Origin of the sequence: Peribacillus sp. NJ11, from assembly GCF_030348405.1 — a bacterium.
Lineage (GTDB): Bacteria > Bacillota > Bacilli > Bacillales > DSM-1321 > Peribacillus.
Map to the genome: position 1 here is coordinate 3,636,990 of NZ_JAUCFO010000001.1, position 23,894 is coordinate 3,660,883.

18 protein-coding genes and 2 pseudogenes are annotated in these 23,894 nt (G+C 38.0%); 17 read left to right on the top strand and 3 right to left on the bottom strand.

Annotation, left to right across the window (positions count from 1 at the left end; all coding sequences use genetic code 11):
- Positions 1–39 precede the first annotated feature (39 nt).
- Positions 40–789: a (S)-benzoin forming benzil reductase gene (locus QUF86_RS18025; protein WP_289335083.1), complete on the top strand. Its 750-nt coding sequence runs from the start codon at positions 40–42 to the stop codon at positions 787–789.
- 197 nt (positions 790–986) lie between these two features.
- Entirely contained in the window at positions 987–2,270 is a 1,284-nt protein-coding gene (locus QUF86_RS18030) for a LysM peptidoglycan-binding domain-containing protein (RefSeq protein WP_289335084.1), read from the top strand.
- Positions 2,271–2,455: 185 nt separating this feature from the next.
- Here QUF86_RS18030 and QUF86_RS18035 read toward each other — a convergent pair whose 3' ends face one another.
- Positions 2,456–3,694, bottom strand: a complete 1,239-nt coding sequence (locus tag QUF86_RS18035; RefSeq protein WP_289335086.1) for an MFS transporter — start codon at positions 3,692–3,694, stop codon at positions 2,456–2,458.
- 221 nt (positions 3,695–3,915) lie between these two features.
- On the opposite strand from QUF86_RS18035, the gene QUF86_RS18040 reads away from it, so the two are divergent.
- From QUF86_RS18040 to QUF86_RS18085, 10 genes and pseudogenes are all read left to right on the top strand, one after another.
- A complete protein-coding gene (locus tag QUF86_RS18040; RefSeq protein WP_289316175.1) occupies positions 3,916–5,631 on the top strand; it encodes an ABC transporter ATP-binding protein in 1,716 nt (571 codons plus the stop codon).
- Positions 5,632–6,378: 747 nt separating this feature from the next.
- Positions 6,379–7,365 carry an NAD(P)-dependent alcohol dehydrogenase gene (locus QUF86_RS18045; protein WP_289335087.1) on the top strand — a complete coding sequence of 329 codons (987 nt, stop codon included), beginning with the start codon at positions 6,379–6,381 and terminating at the stop codon, positions 7,363–7,365.
- A gap of 312 nt (positions 7,366–7,677) precedes the next feature.
- A pseudogene (locus QUF86_RS18050) lies at positions 7,678–8,211 on the top strand (GNAT family N-acetyltransferase).
- Between the two features lie 188 nt (positions 8,212–8,399).
- Entirely contained in the window at positions 8,400–8,636 is a 237-nt protein-coding gene (locus tag QUF86_RS18055) for a hypothetical protein (RefSeq protein ID WP_289335088.1), read from the top strand.
- A gap of 81 nt (positions 8,637–8,717) precedes the next feature.
- The gene (locus tag QUF86_RS18060; RefSeq protein WP_289335089.1) at positions 8,718–8,921 is read left to right on the top strand and encodes a hypothetical protein; all 204 of its coding nucleotides are present in this window, start codon (positions 8,718–8,720) and stop codon (positions 8,919–8,921) included.
- A gap of 199 nt (positions 8,922–9,120) precedes the next feature.
- Positions 9,121–10,269 (top strand): D-alanyl-D-alanine carboxypeptidase family protein, encoded by a 1,149-nt coding sequence (locus QUF86_RS18065; protein ID WP_289335091.1) that lies wholly within the window; start codon positions 9,121–9,123, stop codon positions 10,267–10,269.
- 991 nt (positions 10,270–11,260) lie between these two features.
- Positions 11,261–12,709, top strand: coding sequence for a sensor histidine kinase (locus QUF86_RS18070; protein WP_289335092.1), 1,449 nt, complete (start codon positions 11,261–11,263; stop codon positions 12,707–12,709).
- Positions 12,706–13,392 carry a response regulator transcription factor gene (locus QUF86_RS18075; RefSeq protein ID WP_289335093.1) on the top strand — a complete coding sequence of 229 codons (687 nt, stop codon included), beginning with the start codon at positions 12,706–12,708 and terminating at the stop codon, positions 13,390–13,392. Before QUF86_RS18070 ends, QUF86_RS18075 begins: the two co-directional genes overlap by 4 nt.
- Positions 13,393–13,942: 550 nt before the next feature.
- Positions 13,943–14,641: an ankyrin repeat domain-containing protein gene (locus QUF86_RS18080; protein WP_289335094.1), complete on the top strand. Its 699-nt coding sequence runs from the start codon at positions 13,943–13,945 to the stop codon at positions 14,639–14,641.
- Positions 14,642–14,714: 73 nt separating this feature from the next.
- Positions 14,715–15,674, top strand: a complete 960-nt coding sequence (locus tag QUF86_RS18085; RefSeq protein ID WP_289316183.1) for a DUF4822 domain-containing protein — start codon at positions 14,715–14,717, stop codon at positions 15,672–15,674.
- Positions 15,675–15,749: 75 nt separating this feature from the next.
- On the opposite strand, the pseudogene QUF86_RS18090 reads toward QUF86_RS18085, so the two are convergent.
- Positions 15,750–16,697, bottom strand: a pseudogene (locus tag QUF86_RS18090) (methyl-accepting chemotaxis protein).
- Between the two features lie 14 nt (positions 16,698–16,711).
- Positions 16,712–17,209, bottom strand: a complete 498-nt coding sequence (locus QUF86_RS18095; protein ID WP_289335096.1) for a hypothetical protein — start codon at positions 17,207–17,209, stop codon at positions 16,712–16,714.
- Between the two features lie 1,338 nt (positions 17,210–18,547).
- Between QUF86_RS18095 and QUF86_RS18100 the strand changes: the two genes are divergently transcribed.
- The 5 genes from QUF86_RS18100 (at position 18,548) to QUF86_RS18120 (ending at position 23,838) form a co-directional block, all read left to right on the top strand.
- Positions 18,548–19,576, top strand: coding sequence for a TRAP transporter substrate-binding protein (locus QUF86_RS18100; RefSeq protein ID WP_289316187.1), 1,029 nt, complete (start codon positions 18,548–18,550; stop codon positions 19,574–19,576).
- A 35-nt stretch (positions 19,577–19,611) separates the two neighbouring features.
- Entirely contained in the window at positions 19,612–20,184 is a 573-nt protein-coding gene (locus tag QUF86_RS18105; protein WP_289316188.1) for a TRAP transporter small permease, read from the top strand.
- On the top strand, positions 20,181–21,458 hold the full coding sequence (locus QUF86_RS18110) for a TRAP transporter large permease (RefSeq protein WP_289316189.1): 1,278 nt from the start codon (positions 20,181–20,183) through the stop codon (positions 21,456–21,458). The genes QUF86_RS18105 and QUF86_RS18110 overlap by 4 nt, the downstream gene beginning before the upstream one ends.
- Positions 21,459–21,519: 61 nt before the next feature.
- The gene (locus QUF86_RS18115; protein WP_289318364.1) at positions 21,520–22,563 is read left to right on the top strand and encodes a TRAP transporter substrate-binding protein; all 1,044 of its coding nucleotides are present in this window, start codon (positions 21,520–21,522) and stop codon (positions 22,561–22,563) included.
- 24 nt (positions 22,564–22,587) lie between these two features.
- The gene (locus QUF86_RS18120; RefSeq protein WP_289335097.1) at positions 22,588–23,838 is read left to right on the top strand and encodes a nickel pincer cofactor-dependent isomerase, group 22; all 1,251 of its coding nucleotides are present in this window, start codon (positions 22,588–22,590) and stop codon (positions 23,836–23,838) included.
- The last annotated feature ends 56 nt before the right edge of the window (positions 23,839–23,894 follow it).

Below are 23,894 nucleotides of genomic sequence, written 5' to 3' on the forward strand. Positions count from 1 at the left end.
TGGTACAATAGATAATGATTCAAAAAAGGGGGGAATGCCGTGAAAACTTTTATAATCACAGGTGCTTCAAAAGGTTTAGGTGCAGCGATTGCCAAGGTATGTTTGCGGACAAGTGATCATTGCATTTTAGTTTCCCGTACAGCTCATCCTGAAATGGAGGAGATGGCTGACAAATCCGGGACGAAACTTACTTTTATATCGATGGACTTGAATGAAACTGAAAAGTTACCTTCCTTGGTCAATGAGATACTTGCTGCTGTCGATGAAACAAGTGACATTTACTTCATTAATAATGCAGGTGTCATTGAACCGATAAAGCCGGTAGGAAACCTTGGTAAAGTAAATTTGGAAACCAGCATGCGGGTGAATTTCATGGCACCCATCCTATTGGCGGATGAATTCGTTAAACAGACTAAGGACTGGAACAGAAAGAAGGTAATGGTGAACATATCTTCAGGTGCAGCAAAAAATCCTTATCATGGTTGGGCAGCCTACTGCAGTACCAAGGCTGGGCTAGAAATGTTCACCCGTGTTGCAGGGTTGGAACAGGGTAAAGTGTCCTTCCCTACGTCTCTCATATCTTTTTCACCAGGTGTAATGGACACGGAGATGCAAGAGACAATCCGGTCAGCAGACGAACGGGACTTTTCCGATCGAGACAAATTTCATGATTATAAAGAGAAGGGCATGTTAAGGAGCCCCGAATTTGTGGCAGAAAAACTATTGAAGCTTCTGGAAGTGGAAGATTTGGAGAATGGGAAGTTCTACGATATTAAGAATTTGCTTTGATGTATGAAAGAATGGCTGAAACAGAAATCAATTGATGTCCTATAGCGTGGGGGGTGTCCTTTTTGGACAGCCTCTTTTTTAAATATTGCATCTGAAGACTAAAAATCCAAGATATCATCATAAGGAAATATGATAATTCGTTCTATCTAATTACCTGGATAACATAAACTTTTTGGAGGGGGTTTGGAGGGTTTTGAATGACGATCATTATTGTAAAAAAAGGAGACAGTCTTTGGCAAATTGCTACGAAAAATAAAGTTGACCCATCGAGGATAATTGAAGTCAACGGATTGGAATCAACAGCTTTGGTTCCTGGCCTGGCACTGTATATACCTGATGAAAATGTGGTGAATCGGAGGTATCTAATTAAAAGTCATGATACCCTCTCTGGAATCGGCATTCGTTTTGGAACGAGTGCAGCGGCAATCACGAAGGCAAATCCAGGACTTGTGGCGAACTCGCTAAAGGTCGGCACGGAAATTTCGATACCGTCTCCTTACAAAAATCAATTGATTACGCTGGGATTTGCCTTTCCGGCTTCAGGCGGAGTAGTATTTGAAACACTTGAGGAGAATGGTGATAAATTATCCTATTTAGCCATTGTAGCTTATACCTTTACCAATGAAGGCTATGCATTCGTTGATGGTGATGATCTCCCCCTTATCGCGAAATGCGAGCAGACCGGGGTGACGCCGCTATTGATGATCCGGAACTTTAAAGACGGTGATTTTGATGCTGACTTGGCGGGTGGTGTCCTCAATAGTCCAGTATACAGAGCGAATTTAATCAATAGTATGCTGAATTTCGTTAGGGAGAAAGGCTATGGGGGTGTCAGTATGGACATCGAATTCATCCCGCCTGCCAGACGTTCTGATTATGTGCTTTTTTTAAAAGAATTAAAGGTGGAGTTGAACGAACTGATCCTGCATGTGAACGTACATGCAAAAACAGCGGATAATCCTGATAATCGAATCGTAGGCGGTCATGATTATTGGGGGATTGGAGAGGCAGCCGACCTTGTTGCCGTGATGACCATTGATTATGGGTATCCAACTGGCCCGCCTGAACCAATTTCCCCAATTTGGTGGATGGGCGAGGTTCTCCGTTATGCATTGTCGATAATACCTGAGTATAAATTGCAGTCGGCATTTCCTATGTATGGATACGATTGGATAGTCCCAAGCCATGAGACGAAGGCTTTATCAGCTCAAAATGCCCAAAATCTTGCCATTGCAACTGCGGCGGAAATCACCTTTGACACTTCAGCGGCTTCACCTACCTTTACTTATCGAAGAGAGAATTCGAATCATGTTGTGTGGTTTGAAGATATTCGTTCGATAAGTACAAAATATGAATTGATTGATGCATATGAACTGATAGGTGCAACTTATTGGCAGATAGGTTTGGAATTCCCACAGAATTGGGCGTTTATCGAACAGAATATCTTCATTATCAAAGAGAATGAATGGGGCGGGCGGTGATAAGAGAAGTTGAGGATATTTTTGCTTGTTTGGTTGTGTGACTTTTTTCAGGTCCAAGCCAATCACACCAAGCAAGATTTATGAGCGCCAATCGTGTTCGACTGGCCTTGAAACCAATAAAAAGAAAGGAGCCATGGAAAAAAAAGGCTCCTTTTCTTTAACGGTGAATCGAAAGGAATGCAAGATCAGCTAGGCATATTGGATGACTTGACAGTGATTGAGTGCAACTCCTTCCTATGTAAGTCCTTCCTTTTAAAAATTGCATAAAGAAAGGCAAGGAATATCAGGAGGGAAGAAAATTGGAACGTTGTTTTGACACTGTATGTTTCCGTTATATAACCCAGCAGTAAGACAGAACCGGCAAATGTAAGATTGATGACCGCTCCCCAAACTGAATAAATTTTCGCAAGAGTCTTTTCCGAAGCATGGTCTTGGAATAGCTTTGTGTAAATCACTTCCCGGATTTGTTCCGGAAGACCGTACAGGCATGCCAGCAGCAAAGCCAAAGCAGGAATATTGGTAGTTCCAAAAAGCAGGATCAACAGTGAACTGAGAAATAGGCCGAAAGTGATGAAGAATCCTATATATTTTTCTAGTGACTTAGCAAAACTGATGACGATCAATCCACTGAAAATCATGCCGATAAAGTAGCTTGTGTTAATGTATCCCCACCACTCCTCACCAAGTTGCAGGTTCTGTTCAACATACACATATATAACGGCAGCTACCCACACGCTTGAAGCTAGAGTTGTGATAAAATCAATGGAAATGAGTGTACGGATAGTTGGGATTTGGCGAATCGCCACCCATCCGGATTTAATCGAATCCCAGTTTGACGGATGAACAGTGTCCGTTGTTTGTCCTGAGACTTCAATTTTTACTGTATAGAATGTTGAACCGGCAAATAGTATGACCGTTAGCCAAATAATGATACTGCTGTTGGTACTTATTAATAAAACGGAACCGAGTGGCCATCCTGCTACAAAGATGATCTGGGTGACCACATTCAAGAAACCATTCGCTTTCATCCGTTCTTCCATTGGAACTAATTGTGGAACCAAAGCTGCGCTAACCGGGGCAGCGACTCCATCCAATAATGAAATCAAGGCAATGAAGAATATAACCGGAAGAGCAATACCATGATTGGTATTTGTTATATAGATTCCTAGGACACCGAGTAAGATAGTTTTCCACCATTGAGATTGTACAAGGATTCTTTTTAAAGGAAACCTGTCAATGACAACGGGGGCAAGCAGACTGCTGATAAATCGAAAAATCGTTGTGGTGAAAGGGAGCAAACTCAAATAAAAAGCCGATCCCGTTAAGGTATATAATAGTGAAATCAACCCGACTACATAAAATATATCCCCTAGATTTGCAAACGCCTGACCTATCCACAGGGACCGAAAAGATGTGTTTTTCATGAATACCATCCTTTTGCGAGAATAAAGTCCATTGATATTTAGAATGGATTTTTTTATTTACACTGGATTCACTCCTTCATTTAATAGAATGCTTGAGCCGGGTTGGGCTGGTTTATATAGATGATTTTACCATAATATGAACATGGAGGTTCTGAAATGCTTGCTGATTATTGAATATGGAATTATACTCCTTAATATATGTATAAAAGGAGAAAAATTTGATGATTCGACGTTTTGCTTCATATTACCTGCCGCATAAGCGGTTATTCATTATTGACTTCTTCAGTGCAGTGGTCGTTGCTGTACTTGAACTTGCATTTCCGCTAGCCGTTCAGTGGTTTATAGATACACTGCTGCCTGGGGACGATTGGTCGGCAATTGTTACGGTAAGTGCCGGTTTGTTCCTTCTTTATATCATTAGTACCTTCTTACAGTTCATCGTAGGGTATTGGGGTCACAAATTGGGTATAAATATTGAGACTGATATGCGTGAGGAATTATTTGAACATGTGCAAAAACAATCTTTTCGTTTTTTTGATAACACGAAAACCGGTCATATCATGAGCCGCATAACCAATGATCTGTTCGATATTGGTGAACTTGCTCACCATGGTCCCGAAGATTTATTCATTGCCTTCATGACTTTTATAGGCGCATTTTGGATTATGTTGACAATCAATGTGAAACTGGCACTCATATCGGTTTGTATTTTACCATTCCTCGTTTTACTAATTGTCATAAGTAATTTAAAGATGAATAAAGCCTGGAAGAAGATGTATACAGAAGTTGCAGATGTAAATGCCCGTGTGGAAGATAGCGTCTCTGGTGTGAGGGTTGTACAATCCTTTACGAATGAAACATATGAAATGAAAAGATTTTCTACTAATAATCGCAGATTCCGTAAAGCTAAACTTCTAGGATATAAAGTAATGTCCTTTAGCTTATCAGGCATATACATGATGACGAGGTTTATGACCCTTGCCGTGTTGGTGATGGGAGCCTGGCTAACTTTTCATGGGCAGCTCTCATATGGTGAATTGGTTGCATTCGTCTTGTATGTTAACGTATTATTTAAGCCAATCGACAAAATAAGTGCGTTGATGGAACTCTATCCAAAAGGGATGGCCGGCTTTAAGCGTTTTACGGAACTTCTGGATGTCGCGCCTGATGTCGAGGATAAAAAGGATGCAATCGCGGTAACTACCCTATTAGGGGATATTTCCTTTAAGGACGTTTCTTTTAATTATGAAGACAAAAAATCCGTTTTAAAACGTATTGATCTTACTATTAAAGCAGGTGAAACCATCGCTTTTGTCGGGCCATCAGGAGCAGGGAAAACGACCATATGTTCATTGATCCCACGATTTTATGATGTTAATGCCGGTTCAATTTCAATTGATGGGATCGATATTCGTGAGATGACGAAAAAGTCATTGAGGTCACAAATTGGCATTGTCCAGCAAGATGTGTTTCTTTTTACAGGAACTGTAAAAGAGAACATTGCGTACGGAATGCTTGATGCAACGGATGAACAAATTCTGGAAGCAGCAAGGAAAGCCCATTTAGAGACTTTCATTGAAGGACTTCCAGAAGGTTATGAGACACAAATAGGAGAACGTGGTTTGAAATTATCGGGAGGACAGAAACAACGAATTGCAATAGCAAGGATGTTTTTGAAAAATCCGCCAATATTAATTCTCGATGAGGCAACCTCTGCACTTGATACAGAAACGGAAAGAATAATTCAGCAGGCCCTTACTGAACTTGCTGAAAACAGAACAACGTTAATCATCGCACACCGATTGGCAACTATCCGAAACGCTGACAAAATCGTTGTAGTTACGGAAGAAGGGATTGCTGAAGAGGGCGGACACGATGATTTACTTAAGCAGGGGGGCATTTTTGCCAATCTGCATCAATTACAATTCCAAAAATGATAAAAAGCTATATGTCCTCACGAGGATATATAGTTTTTTTAATAGGATTTGAATGGAGTTCAATCAATAATGACTAGATAAACGACAATTTCAAAATGACATTTCAAAAGGAATCAAACAGATCCAATTTTAATGAAGTAATTGAGAATGGGATAAACATTTGCCGTTATTTAGATTTGGTAAAAAGAGATATAGAACGAGGAATCCTGTATACCGAGAACATGAATACTTGCAAAAACTGCATTGGAATCCGTTGCATTCTCTTGTCGGTGAACGAAAAAGATGATATACCTGCTGATGTTCGGAGGAAAACTTGAGTTAATGCGTCTTGAGGTGGCTGAAGTACTTATAAGAGGCATGAAGATACAAGAATCCGAGTAAGCTATTGTAAACGCGTTTAAAGAGATTATTCAAAATCGCTTATTGGAGAGGATGCGGAATAATTCAAAGAGTGCAATACTTAAATTCAAGCTAAACTCCTTAATATTCCATTTTCTGCTTACTTTCTGACGACATCCTCGGAGATCTTACTCACCCATGTCTCAACGCTTCATATCTATATGTTGTTCGTGAGCTCCTCCTTAAGATGAGTTTTGGTTTGTGTACGCTCATCATACTGAGGGGCTCTATTTTTTTCAAAGCCGATATATAATCCTCTACAGGAATGCTAACGGAGCAAGATAGTTCAAGAACAGTTATTGAAGATTCGTAGATATTAAGTGAATTTAACGAATTGGAGGAGGATTAATGAAAGCAATTGTGTACACAAGGTACGGTCCCCCTGACGTTCTTCAACTGAAAGAGGTAGAAAAGCCTGCTCCTAAGGAAAATGAAATACTGGTGAAAGTGAAAGCGACAACGGTAACAATGGGGGATATTCGGTCACGGAGCTTTACAGTTCCCCTCTCTGTTTGGCTGCCTGCTCGAATAATAATGGGATTACGACATCCCAAGAAATCCATTTTGGGCTTGGAGTTATCTGGGGAAGTTGAGTCAGTAGGTAAAGATGTCAAGTTGTTTAAAGCAGGTGACCAGGTTTTTGCAGCTTCCCAAGTGGGGTATGGTGCTTATGCCGAGTATAAGTGCCTGCCTGAAGACGGACCAGTTTCGATTAAACCCAATAATTTATCTTTTGAGGAAGCCGCATCCATTCCAATTGGGGCGCGTACAGCATTGTTTTATCTTAGAAAAGCTAACATTCAGAGTGGTCAAAAGGTTCTTGTCTATGGTGCTTCAGGAAGTGTAGGAAGTTATGCAGTACAAATTGCCAAGTATTTCGGAGCAAAAGTTACCGGGGTTTGCAGTACCACGAATTTAGAATTGGTAAAATCTCTTGGAGCCGATAAGGTCATCGATTACACTTCAGAGGATTTTTCCAGAGATGGTGAGACCTATGATGTTATCTTTGAAGCTGTAAACAAGAGTCCATTTTCAGCTTGTATGAAATCGCTGAAGAAGGACGGAACCTATCTAAATGTCACCGTACCGTTACCCGGTGTTCGAATGCTATGGACTAAATTGACAACCAGCAAGAAGCTGATATTGAGTCAAAATTCACCTGAAACCCCCGAAGCTCTAAACTTCCTCAAAGAACTTGTTGAGGCGGGGAAGTTAAAAGTGGTCATTGACAGATATTATGCGTTTGAAGAAATAGTTCAAGCCCATAGATATGTCGAGAAAGGACACAAGAAGGGAAATGTCGTAATAAGTATGGAACATTACAGCAAATCCTAATAAATGAAGCTCTATCCAATCACATCAGGGCAGAGGAATATATTCATTGAAACCCATACATCATGAAATATGTTTATAGGTAGGAAACCATGGAAGAACAAAAGTGAGTTTACAATCAAGCTCTTAAAAAGCTAAAGGGTGCGTTCTTATTAAAAGGTTAGCCGGTTCAGACTGGTTGACCTTTCTTTAAAATGGAAATCTGATATCTCAGTAGCCAGGGTAGTTTGTACGGGTGTTATTGAGAAGCGCCTCTGATCGAAATAGGCCATGATTTTTTAGAGGAATCTAGTTTTAAGCAAAGGGAGTGGAAAAATGTTTCCTATATTAGAAACAAAAAGGTTGGTCTTGAGAGAATTGGTTGAAGGTGATGCATTAGATATATTAAAATGTTTTTCCAATCCAGATGTATTACGATATTATGGGCAAATTCCATTAACAAATACAGATCAAGTGAAGCAAATAATTAGGAATTTTTCTAAGAATTTCGATGAAAAACGTGGTATTAAATGGGGAATTGAATTGAAAGGGATGGATGGCATCATTGGAACAATCGGATTTCAAGAATGGTCTCATGAACATAAGTGAGCAGAACTGAGCTATGCACTTTTCCCAAATTATTGGGGTAATGGTTATGCAACAGAAGCTGTCAGCAAGGTGATTTCTTATGGTTTTGAAGAGCTTGACTTAACGCGTATTGGAGCAATTGTTTTTATTGAAAATAAAGCATCCGATAAGTTGTTGACAAATTTAGGTTTCAAAAAAGAAGGGATATTGAGAAATTATATGTACCAAAATGATGTTTCATTTGATACTAATCTATATTCTTTATTAAAGTTAAAATCCTAATGCTATTAAACTAACGCATCCTTAGTTGTAGATCGGAGCTGTCTATAAGGCAGCTTTTTCTTTATGCCTCTATCTGGGCTGATTAGTTTAACAAGGATAATTCACGATTTGAATAGAATAGGTAGAGTGTAGGCACATTTGCTGGAAATGAGGTGGCGTCGACTATCATAAGGAAAATTCTTAGTTTATTGTTTTTGTTTGTATTTCTTGGTTTAATTGCTTGTAACATAGATGTGGTCAAAGAAAATGGTGAGGAAAAAGAGGAGAAACCTGATAAAGAGGAAAATGTGGTCAATGTAGAAGAGGCAGAAAAATTATTTATAGATTATAGTGCAGAACTATATACCATTAAAGATCCATCCAATCCCCCAACTTTTGATGAAATCGCAGAAAATATTAAAGTATATTTAACAGAAGAACAATAGGATGCAGAAATCGCAAACCGTAAATTTCAAATACCAGAATTGGTATCCAAACAAATTAAAAAAAGTATTGAAGTACAAGATGTGAAACTTGAAGAACAAAGCAAAAATGATGATGGCACAATAGATTACTTATATATAATGAAATTTAAAGTTTATGACGAGAACTCATCTAAAATTTATGAGAAAGAAGGAGAACTAACCCTATCCACCATAAAAAATGAATTAAAAATCGATCGTGATTGGAGTAGGGGAGTGAAGATTGACGGTTTAGATGGTGGACTTTAATACAATTTGATATAGGGATTTTAGAGCTTTGCGTTAGTTCTGTAATTATAGAACGCACATATTTGATAGTTTAAATGGGGGTTCGTTTTGTTTTCAAATATTTATATTACCTAACCTATAATCATTCAAATTGGAAATAGGAAGAATGACCCAGTGACATTAATTGCTTAACGATTTATCTTAAAGTTGAGGTGTTCTAATGACAAAACTAAATAAAGTAACGTTAAACAAAAGATTGCTAGCTACCGGTTTTGCTTTTACTATTTTATGTACAGGTTTAATCGGTTTTAACCATGCAAATTTTAAGGGGTTAGCACCAAGTGTAGTCAATGCAGCTACTACTGTAACCCATACAGCAACCGCTAACCTGAATGTCCGTACAGGTCCTTCTACTGCCAATAAAATTATAGCAACCGTTAAACAGGGCACAAAGCTAACGGTATCTGGAAAAGACGTGAATGGTTGGCTAAAGGTTAGCATAAACGGTCAAACAGGTTATGTTAGTAGTAAATATGTAAAAATATCAAACTCTGGCTCTAGTACAGCTACTGTAACCTATACAGCAACTGCTAACCTGAATGTCCGTACAGGTCCTTCTACAACTAATAAAATTATAGCAACCGTTAAACAGGGCACAAAGCTATCGGTAACTGGAAAAAATGCGAATGGTTGGCTAAAAGTTAGCATTAACGGTCAAACAGGTTATGTTAGTAGCCAATATGTAAAGGTATCCCCTCCTTCTTCTGACGCCATACAGGTTGTTGCAAAGCCTGAAAGTATTCCAGTTCTAGTCAATAAAAAAAATAAGCTACCAGAAAATTATGTACCAAAAGACTTAGTATATACGTCGATACCGTTTACTTTTAAAGAAAAGACAGAAAAGAGAAAAATGCGAAGTGAAGCAGCTGCTGCCATTAACAAATTATTTGCGGAATCGAAGAAGCAGGGAGTAAGTCTCCTCGGTGTATCTGCATACAGATCACATGCTACACAAGTTGCTCTATTTGATTATTATGTAAAAAGGGATGGTTATGCAAAAGCTACCACATACAGTGCGATACCTGGAACAAGTGAGCATGAAACAGGCCTCGCTATTGATGTGACAGGGGGAAATGGTAAATGCGCGGCACAGGATTGCTTTGGAGGTACTAAAGAAGCAAAATGGCTTCAGGCACATGCAGATGATTATGGCTTTATTATCCGATACCCTAAAGGAAAAGAATCAGTTACTGGGTATAAATATGAACCATGGCACCTTCGATATGTAGGCAAATCAACAGCTCAAACCATTATGAGCAACGGAATTACTCTTGAAGAATATTATTATACCAGAGCCGTTCAAAACTAAAGAATTCCCATAAAGATGTATTGGTTATAGAGATAAAACTATAAAACCTATACGTAATGGCCAGCCTCATCAAAAATTTGATGAGGCTATTTATTATTTGGTAAACTACCAAGAATTATGTAAAAGAGATAGAGGTTGTACACTAAAAAATCAATCTATTTCTATATATAAATCACAGAAAAGAATCCATTTTGATTAATATCTTTACAATGACAAAAATCAGAAAAAGACCAGAATTTTAAACATGATCTTTTTCAATCCCCGAAAATTTTGATAAGCTATCGGAAGTTCGTTAGATATTTAGCGTGTACATATTTTGTTTCCTTACCGTTCTGAATTTTGTACCAAGGAACTGCTCTTGGAATTTTATTTTACGATACCATTTAATACATTCCATGATGCACTTTGAAAACCGGCATTTTTTGTTTACTTAAACGCTAACCTTCGCCATTTCGTAAATATCATACTTCTAATAAACTTTACTCGTTTTTGGGGTTTTTATATTCAAAATGTAAGGTGCCGTTGTATCTGGTTTTGTAAAAGGAAATGGAAACATTGCTGAGCTTTTATTTTGACAGCTGCCAATCGAGGCAAAATGCAAGAAATACATCGGTTAGTATACATCTTGAAAAACAGGCGGCAACCTTTTCTTAGGGAACTATAGGGCAGTTATAGTTATTAAGAATTATTGGATAATTTATGAACTATACGATGATTATAAAAGGAAGAATGAAAAACTAATTTTTACCAAATGGATTTTGCTGGATACCACAGATTTTCTTTGTTATAAGCGATTCTGTTTGAATCGATTATAGTACAAATCTTAGGGATTTTTTCTATGTATTTTAGAAAGTTTTAAGATTTGTGTGATATGGTTCTTTTAGTTCTAGAAAAATTATCGTGGGAAACAGTATGTTGCCGACAAGAACATTAGATAAATGATGAACATTCTAAAAAGAGTAAACGTGAGATCGAAACGGGGTGAAAATATTTGTCAATTAAAATGAGGTTTCTGTTGTCCTACGTTGGAGTAATCCTTATTTCCATCGCCTTATTTTTAGCAGCCGGATTTTTACTTATTTTTGCAATAACAGGTGATGTGAAATCGATAGAGCATTTATACAAAAAATCTTATCTCCAAAAACCTTTGACTGCAGTAGAGGAAAGTGTGTTTCTCGATTTAAAGCTTTTGGCAAAAAATAACCCTGAGCAGCTTCTAAACGAAGAACAAATGAAGAAGATTGAACATAAGGATATTAAGATTGTCGTTAGAAAAGATAAAAACATTGAGTATGCTTCCCCAACACTAGATAAGATAGGATTGGTTCCATCACTTCCCAAGTTCGAAGAAACGAACATCAATACGCGGGACACAATCAAAATGAAAGACTCTTTTTTCACATATGTGAAGTTTGATTTTTATTTTTCGGATAAAAGTGAAGGAAGTATTTTTGTATTGAGAAAGGCAAGTTCCTATGCCGAGTTGACTCGGGAATTGTTTCCCATTTTATTCGCTCTATTGCTATTATTGTTTGTAATGATTATAGGACTTTTAAATTATTTAGTTTCACGAAGCATCATCAAACCCATCTCAATACTTAAAGAAGGCGCAGAGCGGATAAAATCAGGAGATTTAAACTTTGAAATCAAAGCGTCTTCGAATGATGAAATCGGACAATTGAATAGAGCGTTTGAGGAAATGAGAAAAAAGTTAAAAGAGTCCGTAAACATTCAGCTTCAGTATGAGGAAAATCGTAAAGAACTCCTTTCCAATATTTCTCATGATTTGAAGACACCGATCACTTCGATTATGGGATATGTTGAGGGGATAAAAGACGGGGTAGCAAACACCCCGCAGAAAATGGACAAGTATTTATCGACTGTTTACCTAAAAGCAAGAGATATGGATTCATTGATAGATGAATTGTTTTTATTTTCCAAGCTGGATTTAAAAAAAGAACCCTTCACTTTTGAAACGGTCAGACTAGATAAATATTTGAAAGACTACGTAGAAGAAATTCAACTGGATTTACTTCAACAAGGAATTCAGATTGAACTTCATGTGATGAATAAACCGATATATGTGACAGCGGATAGAGAGAAATTAAAACGCGTATTGGCCAATCTAATCAGCAATTGTGTAAAGTATATGAATAAAGATGAAAAACACATTTCCATTTCTCTGCATGAAGGACTATATGATGTAGTTGTACAAGTAACAGATAATGGCTATGGAATAGAATCTTCTGCTTTGCCTTATATTTTTAACCGCTTTTACCGTGCTGAGCAATCTAGAAATTCTCGGACAGGTGGAAGTGGTTTAGGACTTGCGATCGCGAAAAAAATTATCGGCGAGCATGGAGGAGATATTTGGGCTACTAGTGAGATAGGAAAGGGTACAAGTGTCTTCTTTTCCATAAAGAAAGGTGAGGAAATTTGAAAAAGATATTACTTATTGAAGACGAAGTCAGTATTGCAGAATTGCAAAGGGATTACTTGGAAATTAATGATTTTAGTGTCGATATAGAACATACAGGTGATGCAGGTCTCCAACAGGCCCTTCAAGTAAATTATCATTTAATCATTTTGGACATCATGCTTCCAGGGTTGAATGGATTTGAGATATGCAAACAAATACGTGCCGTCAAAAATATCCCGATATTGCTTGTTTCCGCCAAAAAGGAAGATATCGATAAAATTCGGGGGCTTGGTCTAGGGGCAGATGATTATATTACAAAGCCCTTTAGTCCAAGTGAACTAGTTGCAAGAGTGAAGGCGCATTTAGCGCGTTATGAACGTTTATCAGGAAGTCACCCCAAATCCAATTCAATCTATGTTCATGGAATTTCTATAGATAAGTCAGCACGCAGAGTTCATATAAACGGAGAGGTGATCCCGTTTACAACTAAGGAATTCGATACGTTAGTGTTTTTTGTCATGCATCCGAATCAAGTATTAAGCAAAGAGCAGCTTTATGAAAATATTTGGGGATTGGAATCGGCTGCAGATGTTTCGACTGTCACCGTCCATATCAGGAAACTACGTGAAAAAATTGAAAGAGATCCTGCACATCCTAAATTTTTGGAAACCGTTTGGGGAGCAGGATATCGTTTTAATGTTTAAATAGTATGTATTATGACCCGTCACGAAGGTGGCGGGATTTTTTTATAAACATTAAGAAATTTTATTAATAAGTTAATCTTTTTTTAAGAAATTGTTTAGAGGGAGTTTAAGAATAAGCACTATCATAATGTAGACGGAATAACAAAGCGACTAAAAATTAAAAGGGAGAAAAAATCCTCATGGATAGAACAAGCCATTTTATTGGCACATCAGTATAACTGAAAAAGGAGGAAGTGGCTAATTCATTGCTACCGATTCTATTGATTAATGGAACCAAATGACCCGAAAAATCACGTGGAATGACAGTAATTCAAGAAGCGTACCGTAAAATGGGAAGCGATTTCTCTGAAACAGTTAGACTTTAATCCAGGGGCGAACCTTGTCCTATGTGTCAGGGGCCATACGATGGCCGCCCGCAAGTTTGCTGCTTCCCATAAAAGAAAAGCTGCTTAATCCCAAATCGCACGTAATAGCAAAAGGCGTTCAAAGCCTTTTGATTTATGGATCAAGCGCAAAAATAATAACAAATAATTACAGGATGGTGTGCTTCATGTGGAGACGGCTGTCAATTTTCATTGGATGCCTTTTCTTCCTTCAAGGATGTGTCTTAGATAATGAAAGAGAGCTAAATAAACAAGAAAAGGAGACAGGCAAAGGTATGAATGAACAACTGATCCAAGCTGCAGAACGTAAAGACACGGAAACGGTAAGAAGGTTGATCGAGCAAGGTGCAGATATTAATACACAGGACTCAGAAGGGCGAACTGCCACTATGATTGCGACTTATATCAATGATGTAGAGACTGCAAAAATACTAATTGAAGCGGGTGCCGACGTCAACATCCAGGATAACATGGAAAATAACCCTTTCTTGTATGCCGGTGCAGAAGGTTTTAAAGATATTCTAAAACTTACGATTGAAGCAGGTGCCAACCCGACAATTACTAACAGGTATGGTGGAACGGCTTTAATCCCAGCTTCGGAACATGGATACGTGGATATTATTAAAGAACTTGTTACTACTGATATGGATATCAATCATGTAAATGATCTCGGTTGGACAGCTTTGCTAGAAGCCATCATTTTGAATAATGGTGATGGGAACCAGCAACAAACAGTGCAATTGTTGATAGATCATGGGGCTGATGTCAACATTCCTGATAAAAATAATGTGACCCCTTTACAACATGCACGCAAGAAAGGATTTAAAGAGATTGAACAAATTTTACTAAAAGCAGGAGCAAAATAACCAGATCATAGATGAATCTATAATTGCACTACTAAATAATAAATACAACAATATACAATGAGGAGACAAAAAAATGAATAAAAAAGCAAAAATTTCATCTTCTATACTACTGGGGTTAACATTGACCATAACGGGATGTAACACAAACGCACAAGACAATCCTAGTGCACAGAAACATGAACAAACTGCTAAAGAGAGTAAACAAGAAAATAAGTTAACCGAAGGACAGGAATTGACTAAAATCCTTAGTAGCACGAATTGGCAAGGTACAAAAGTTTATGATAAGAATAATAATGACTTAACAATGGAGAATGCTAACTTTATTGGACTTGCGAAATATGACGATGAAGCATCCAGATATGAATTTTTTGATAAAAATACAAAAAAAAGTCGTGGTGATAAAGGAACATTCTTTATCACCAACGGGAAGATGCGAGTGTTAATTTCAGAATCAATGGGTTACCAAGCTGTTGTTGAAATAACAGAACTGAATAAGGATATGTTTACCTATAAAAGAATGGGTAAAGATGCTAATGGTAACGACGTAGAGGTGTTTGTTGATCATATTCCTTATAATGAAACAGAACTTACATTTACTGATCCAGATAAAACTTTGGAAACTTACACAGGGGAAGTAGATACAGACGTTGATGGAGACAAAATTTTATCTAGCACCCCATGGCAAGGAACAGTGGCGTTGGATGAAGAGGGAAATGATGTATCTAGCTATAATTCGAATTATTTAGGTCTAGCAAAATATGATGATAAAACAAATAAGTATGAATTTTTTGATGCTAAAACCGGTGAAAGCCGAGGTGATTACGGCTATTACGATGTTGTACATGGAAATAAGATAAGAGCCCATGTTTCACAAGGGAAAAATAAATATGGCGCAGTTCTTGAACTTACAGAACTTAATGAAAATAAATTCACTTATAAAAGAATCGGTAAAGATAAAGATGGAAAAGAAATAACGATAACAGTTGAACATATCCCTTATGAAGGTGATTTAAAGCTAAAATCAACTAGGTAAAATATAAAAAAGGGATTTTGCATTAATAGCAAAATCCCTTTTTTTAGTTAGTAAAAGAATAGTGGTTCAAGTTTTTCACGCGTTAAACTGTTCAACAGATGTTTCTAGGTCATTAGCGAGTTTTACCATTGATGAGGTCGAGGAAGAGATGTCCTCCATGGATTTTGCTTGTTGATCGGTTGAATGTGCCACGTGCTTTGAAGCCATGGCTGTTTCCTTCGTTAACCCAGCAAATTCTTCTATCGAAGCATTGATTTCCTGTGAACTTGCGGCCATTTGCTCGGTAATGGCGGATATTTCTTGAATCTGATCACTAACATGCTCAAAAGATTTTATGGTCCGTTTAAAAGTTTCTTTTGTATTCAGGACAAATTTTGTCCCTTCCTCTACCTCTTTCGTTCCAGTTTCCATCATTTTCACTGATTTATTTATGATGGATTTAAAATTAAGCAGGGACTCTTGTATATTGATCGCAGATTCCTTGGTGCCCACTGCCAATTTCCGTACCTCGTTAGATACCACCTAAAAACCTTTACCCTGTTCACCGGCTCTAGCAGCTTCAATAGCAGCATTTAATGATAGCAGGTTTGTTTGCTCTGCAATTCCTGTAATTAAATGTACAATATTCACAATCTCATTTGCTTGTTCGTCCAATTTTTTTATTTCTGAACTTGTTTGCAGCATAACATCTTTTACTTGTAAAATTTGATTTGAGAGTTCATTAATATCTTTATTTCCAATGGACATTCTAGTTGAAACGTGATTTGTTTGTTCACTGACTTCTGACGAAGCTTCGGCAATTCTTTGTATCCCCATGGTCATTTCCTCGATGACCCTAGATGATTCTTCACTTCTGTGCAATTGCACTTCTGTAGCTCCTGCAACTTGTTGAATGCCTTTAACGATATATTGTGTAGAGATATCCATTTCTTTGATTTTGTGTTCGATATCACTTGATGAATCCAAAAGCAGTAAGGATGATTGTTTCATGGAGTTTACGAGCATCATTGTGTTGGTAATCATTTCTTCAAAGGATTTCACACTAAAACCTTGATTTCGTCGTTTCCGTTTACCCTCGTTTGGCCAATCAGCTCATTGGCTGTTAATAAATTTCCTTTGGAGATTTCCTTTGCAGCCATGCTTACCTTGTGAAGGGGGCTTAACTTTCTAGTAAAGAACCATATTAGAGCACCCACTATGATTGCCATTAAGATTACATTGATTATTATTGTTAGGGGAAGGATCCCATTAAGAACCTTGCTGGCAGTAGCATCGACTTTGCTGGCATCAATATCTACCCCTAATATTCCAATGACCTCTTCTCCTTTCATTATTGGGACAAAAACGGATAAATAGTCACCATAATCAGGGTCATGAACAATGGAAGTGGTAGAAACCTTTCCCTTCATAACGCTTTCAACATCCTGATATGCAGTTACGGTTGTAGGGGTTAAAATTGGCGATGCCTTTTTATCTCCCTTATTCATTCCATCTATAAGAATATGAACTTTTTCGCTTTTTTCATTAATCCCCAATGTATATACATATAGTGCTCCAGTTTTTTGTTTAAAATCGTTTAACTGTTCGCGTATTTCCCAATAGGTTGGGGTTTCAGATTGATTACTTAAAAAATCAGCATAAGACGTTGGATTAATGCCTTAAGCAATGTTGCTTGCTAAGTCTAAGCTGCTCGTGGCTATTGTTTTCTCTACCGTATCATTTGTACTCTTATACATTAAAAGTAAACTTCCAATTAATGCAACGATCATGCCTACTAAAAGAACAAAACCTATTTTCGTACTAAGTCTATTCATCTTTGTCTTTTCCTTCCCGTGTTATATATTAACCAGCATGTTCTATATATCGGTAATAAATAGATATCTTTAAGAGTCCCTGTTAAAAGCCTGGGGTAGAGTTTTTTAACCGGATGTAAGAGAGGTTCATAATGAATGGTTTCAATAAAAAAATTTTTATCAATGGCAAGGATGAAAAAGATGTAAATCTATTAAAATGTGGAAAATGAACTTTTGAAGGAAAAGGGCGGGTCAATATACTTAATAACAAGGGGAAAATTAAACAAGCGAATACCAATCTAATGAAGCGGAAGATCAAATAAGAAAATCAAATATTGGCCGAAAGCATCATATCATTTGATATCCCGAAAAAATTTTAACAAGTAAAAAATTTATCTTATTTTCATTCGAAGGCTCTAACTTTTTCTAATAGGATAGAGTGGATTAGAAAAGATAAACTATAGCCGTGGTAATGATTGTTTAAATAATGTCGCCTTAACCAAATGGAAAGTAAAGCAATTCTTAAAGAGAAGGCTGATTATTCAGCTGGCAAAACGAAATTCCTACTCAAAGCTCTGTAAAAAGGAGTAGAAGAATGTACTTTAAGTAGAACCTTTGGTTTTGTTTGGTTCCCTATCTTAGAAATATCCTAGTATAGAAAAAATCAACTTTCATCTTGCCTGTTTTGATTCTGCAATTACCTGACTGGAAAGGGCGTTGGTTAAAAAGTTTTAATGATTGACATATTGATATGTGACAAAAGGAGTATTTTTTAAATTGTTATAAAATTCAAAAAATGGTTTGACATTAGTAAAAATGGAAGCTTATAATCAACGTAAGATCCTGAATTCGAAAACAGGGTTTTACATTATAGAACAAACTCTTCGGTTTTTAGAAAAGTAATAAATGCAAATGTAAAACGTCATAAGCGGTATAGTGTTTTCCTTACTCTGAGTAAAACAAAAACGGGGTTTTACATTATAAAACGATTTCACCTTTGGCTTATACAAGAGTATGGAGAAGTAATTAATATCAGTCCGTTATGATAACGCTTACAAAAAACTTTGGGGAGGGTTTTATTTGAAAAAAAGAAAGCTTTTTGTATTCTCCACAGGCTTTACTCTTGCAGCGGCATTGCTTTTATCAGGATGTGGTGGTGGTGAAGGAGAAAAAACCAGCGGATCTGGAATTGAAAAGAAAACGATTAAAGTGGCACATTATTTTGCCGAAAATCATCCTCAGAACATTGCCTTAAAAGAAAAATTTAAAAAAATGGTTGAAAAAGAGAGTAATGGTGAACTTAAGGTTCAGATTTATGCAAACAGTACATTAGGTGCAGAGAAAGAATTCTATGACGGTGTCAGAAACGGAACAATCGAAATGGGTGTTCCCGGGCTGATCATGCAGTCGGACATTCCGAAAATGGGTGTTCCGGAATGGCCATTCCTATTTAGGGATTACGACCATGTAAAGAAGGTATTGAATGGACCTATTGGAGAGGAATTGACAGAAGAGCTTGATCCAAAACATGGAGTGACACCTCTTTCATGGAGTGCAAATGGATTTAGGATGTTTTCGAGCAATCGTCCAATCAAGAGTATGAAAGATTTTGATGGACTTCGACTTAGAATGCCGAACATCCCTAATTACATAAAATTAGGTGAATCATTAGGGGCAAACGTAAGCCCATTACCTATTTCAGAAGTTTTTACCGCACTTGAACAAAAGGTGGTGGATGCTCAAGATAATCCCATTGCCACGCTGAGATCCTCGGGGTGGAATGAAGTTCAAAGTGATGTTCTAGAATCCAAGCATATGTTCAGCCCCAATATTTACATTATTAATAGCAAATTCTTTAACGGTCTTACAAAGGAACAACAAAAAATCATTCAAAAAGCAGCAAAAGAGTCGGCAGCATATGAGTTTGATTTGATGGAAAAAAGTTACGACGATGACAAAGCGTTTCTTAAGGATAATGGTATCAAGTTCACTAAGCCTGACGAAGATTTTTCACAAAAAATGTTAAAAGCATCTCAACCTGTTTATGATGAAGTCTTTGAGGAAAATGACTGGGCAGAAGAGCTCGTTGGAAAAATAAAAGCAGAATAATAAGGCGCTCTAGATAGGAAGGGGGAGATGTATAGGTGAATAAAATTTCCAGAATCTTAGAAAATTCGTTGAACATTATTATGGCTGCTGCGTTAGCAATAATGGTCGTACTCGTGTTTGGTAATGTAGTTCTTCGTTATTTCTTTAATTCAGGGATTACTTGGTCAGAAGAAATGTCAAGATATCTCTTTATTTGGTTGACGTTCCTAGGCGCCATCGGAGCTTTCAAAAACAAAGAACACTTGGGTGTCGACATGGTCATCAAACGGCTCCCGATTAAGATGAAAAAAGTGGTACTCGTTATTAGTGATTTGTTGATGCTTTTCGTTCTTCTCCTGATCCTGGATGGCAGTTGGAAAATGACGTTGATAAACATTGACAGTACAGCACCAGCCACCGGCATGCCACTGGCATTTGTATATGGGACAGGTATTCTTGTGAGTGTTTCAATGGGCAGTATGATCATTTTCAACTTGTATCGGATTTTCTTCAATAAAATTAAAGACGAAGAATTAGTGATGATAAGTGAGTCAGAAGAGTTAATTTCTCTCCATGCTGATGAATTTGCTTCAGATATTAGGATAGCTAAGGAGGAGAAACAGGGATGATAGGTGTATTTGTCGGATCTTTACTGGGAGCCATGGGACTTGGAATACCTATTGCCTTTGCCTTACTTGTGAGTAGCGTAGTGCTAATGTACTTTCTTGGTATTTTTGATAGTCAAATTATCGCGCAAAACCTTATCAGTGGTGCGGATAACTTTCCTCTAATGGCCATACCGTTTTTTATGCTGGCTGGAGAAGCGATGAATAGGGGCGGATTATCACGGCGTATCGTTGAGATGGCAATGAAGATGGTTGGCCATATCAAAGGAGGTCTTGGCTATGTAGCGATCATTGCAAGTGTGTTGTTTGCAAGTTTATCCGGATCTGCTGTTGCAGATACAGCAGCGCTTGGAGCTATATTGATTCCAATGATGGTGAAATCTGGTTATGATGTGAACCGGTCAAGTGGGTTAATTGCATCAGGTGGTATCATTGCTCCGATCATTCCACCAAGTATTGGCTTTATCATTTTTGGTGTCGCGAGTGGTGTGTCCATTACAAAGCTGTTTATGGCAGGAATCGTACCAGGTATTTTACTTGCGGTTGGACTTACGGTTACCTGGGCAATTGTTGCACGAAAAGATAAAGTCGCGGTTAATCCTCGAGCATCAGCAAAAGAAATACTTATCTCACTCCGACAAGGCATATGGGCTCTATTCCTGCCAGTCATTATCATTGGGGGGTTGAAATTCGGCCTATTTACCCCGACTGAGGCTGCAGTGGTGGCTGCAGTTTACGCAATATTTGTCGGTCTTGTAATCTATCGCGAAATGAAAGTGAAAGATTTGTACGATGTCTTTGTTCATGCGGGAAAAATGACAAGTGTGGTCATGTTTTTGGTCGCCGCAGCACTTGTGTCATCCTGGCTGATAACTGTAGCCGATTTACCTGGCCAGGTAATTGGATTGCTGGAACCATTCATGGATCATCCATTCCTTCTATTAATAATGATTAACTTACTGGTTATCGTAGTTGGAACTGCAATGGATATGACGCCGACAATCCTTATTCTTACACCTGTCTTGATGCCATTGGTGGTCGCTGCAGGAATTGACCCAGTTTACTTTGGTGTCCTGTTTATCCTGAATAATGCCATCGGTTTACTTACGCCACCGGTCGGAACCGTATTAAATGTCATGTGTGGCATAAGTAAAATCAGTATGGAAGATATCATGAAGGGGATTTGGCCTTTCTTGCTCGTTGAAGTGATTGTATTGATCTTGTTGATTCTGTTTCCTTCCTTAGTAATGGTTCCTCTAGAATGGTTTACCTCCTAACGGAATTGAAACTGGTAAATTGGGTTTTATGCTGATATTCATCATATTTTTTAGGAGGAAAATGAAAATGAATAATTTGTTCAAACGTTTGGCGGTTGGAGTTTTACTGCCCGCAGTACTATTATTAAGTGCTTGCGGAAGCCAAAATGAAAGCGCTACAGCTGACGGTATAAAGGAAAGGACAATCAAAGCAGGAATTGGCAATAGTAAAATGCATCCACAAGGGCAGGGGATGGAAAAATTTAAAGAACTGCTTGAAGAAAAAAGCGGCGGGAAAATGAAAGTCAAAAACTTCTTTGATGCCACTCTTGGAGATGATCAGAAAATGACAGAAGCACTTCAAGGCGGTTTACAGGAAGTAACAGTGCCTTCAACTTCTCCACTTGTTGGTATGATTAAGGAATTTGGAATTTATGACTTCCCATTTGTCTTTAATAATGAAGAGGAAGCTTATACAGTACTTGATGGTGCAGTAGGCAAAAAACTTTTGGATAAGTTACCGGAACATGATTTAGTAGGTTTGGGATACTGGGAAAACGGCTTCCGAAACATAACCAATAGTAAACATCCGGTTAAAACGGCTGATGATTTCAAAGGTCTTAAACTTCGTACCATGCAAAATGAAGTGCATTTAGATGCATTTTCAAAGTTAGGGGCGAATCCATCGCCGATGGCCTTCTCTGAAGTATTTACTGCGTTGGAAACTGGCACTGTTGATGGGCAGGAGAATCCACTCGCAACAATTCAAACGCAAAAATATAATGAAGTGCAAGACTACTTAAGTCTTACAAATCATGTATATACACCATTTGTATTCCTTGTAAGTAAAAAGTTCTGGGATGACCTATCAGAACAAGAGCAAAAAATCATGAGTGAGGCTGCACAAGAGGCTGGAAAGTATCAACGGGAAGTTAACCAAAAAGAAAATGAAAAAGCACTTAAGTATCTAAAAGAAGAAGGAATGAAAATCAATGAAGTAGAGCCGGAAGAAATGGAAAAAATGAAGAAAGTCATCCAACCAGTAACGGACGAATATGCTCAGAAATTTGGTCAGGATCTAGTAAAAGAAATGATGAGCGAAGTTGAAAAAGTACGCGGTAAATAATCCAGACCGTTTGGAGGATGGAAAATGGATATTATCTCTGACCTTTTACGTGAAATCCAATTACCGAGAATGGTCAAGGTGAGACAGAAATTTCATACACCTCAAATCGCTGATGTAGCTGGTGAGGTGAAGAAGGCGATAAAAGAAGCAGGTGTCTTATCAAGAATAACTGAAGATGACAGGGTGGCAATTGCAGTAGGAAGCAGAGGGGTAGCGGACCTTCCTATTTTAGTAAGAGAAACGGTAGCGGCCGTTATGGAGGCTGGTGGCAATCCTTTTATAGTCCCTGCAATGGGAAGCCATGGGGGTGCTACAGCGGAAGGACAAATCGATGTGTTGCATCAGCTGGGTATTTCAGAAGAAGCGGTTGGAGCGCCAATCATGTCATCGATGGAAGTTATTAAACTGGATGAATTGCCAAATGGGCTCCCTGTCTATATAGATAAACTTGCATATGAATCGGATAAAATCATAGTCATTAATCGGATAAAACCACATACGGCATTTCGTGGACCGGTTGAAAGCGGACTTATGAAAATGATTACAATCGGTTTAGGCAAGCAAAAGGGAGCCGAAGCTGCACATGCATACAGCTTTAAGTATATGGCGGAACATGTCCGTGAAATGGCGAAAATTTCCTTAGTGAAAGCTCCTATCATATTTGGTCTTGCGACTATTGAAAATGCCTATGATAAACCAGCGAAAATCGTCGCAGTCCCAGCAGAGGAACTGGAGGAAGTAGAGCCGGGACTATTGCTTGAAGCAAAATCATTGATGCCAAAAATACATTTCGATTCGATGGACGTACTTATTGTAAATGAACTTGGAAAGGACATTTCGGGTGATGGAATGGATCCGAATATTACGGGTAACTTCGCCACTCCATATGCTACCGGGGGGCCAGACGTTAAACGGACCGTTGTACTTGGACTTACTGAAAAAACTCACGGTAATGCAAACGGCATCGGCATGGCTGATATGACGACGAAGGCCGTCATGAATGAAATCGATTGGGAAAAAGGCTATGCAAATGCACTCACAAGCACAGTGACAGATGTAGTAAAGCTCCCGATGTTTTTAGATACGCAGGAATTGGCTGTTAAAGCTGCTATCAAAACATGCAATGCCTTCGATTTGAATAAAGTGAGAGTAGTAAGGATAAAAAACACGCTTGATATCGGTGAAATTTGGATTTCTGAAAGCATGATGGAAGAAGCTTTAAAAAGCAAAAATATAGAGATCCTGTCAGAACCAGAAGAATTGGCACTAGACTAAAAACCTTCTTTAATATTGTTAGAGAATGGAAGAATTCATTTGAAATCAGAAAAGGA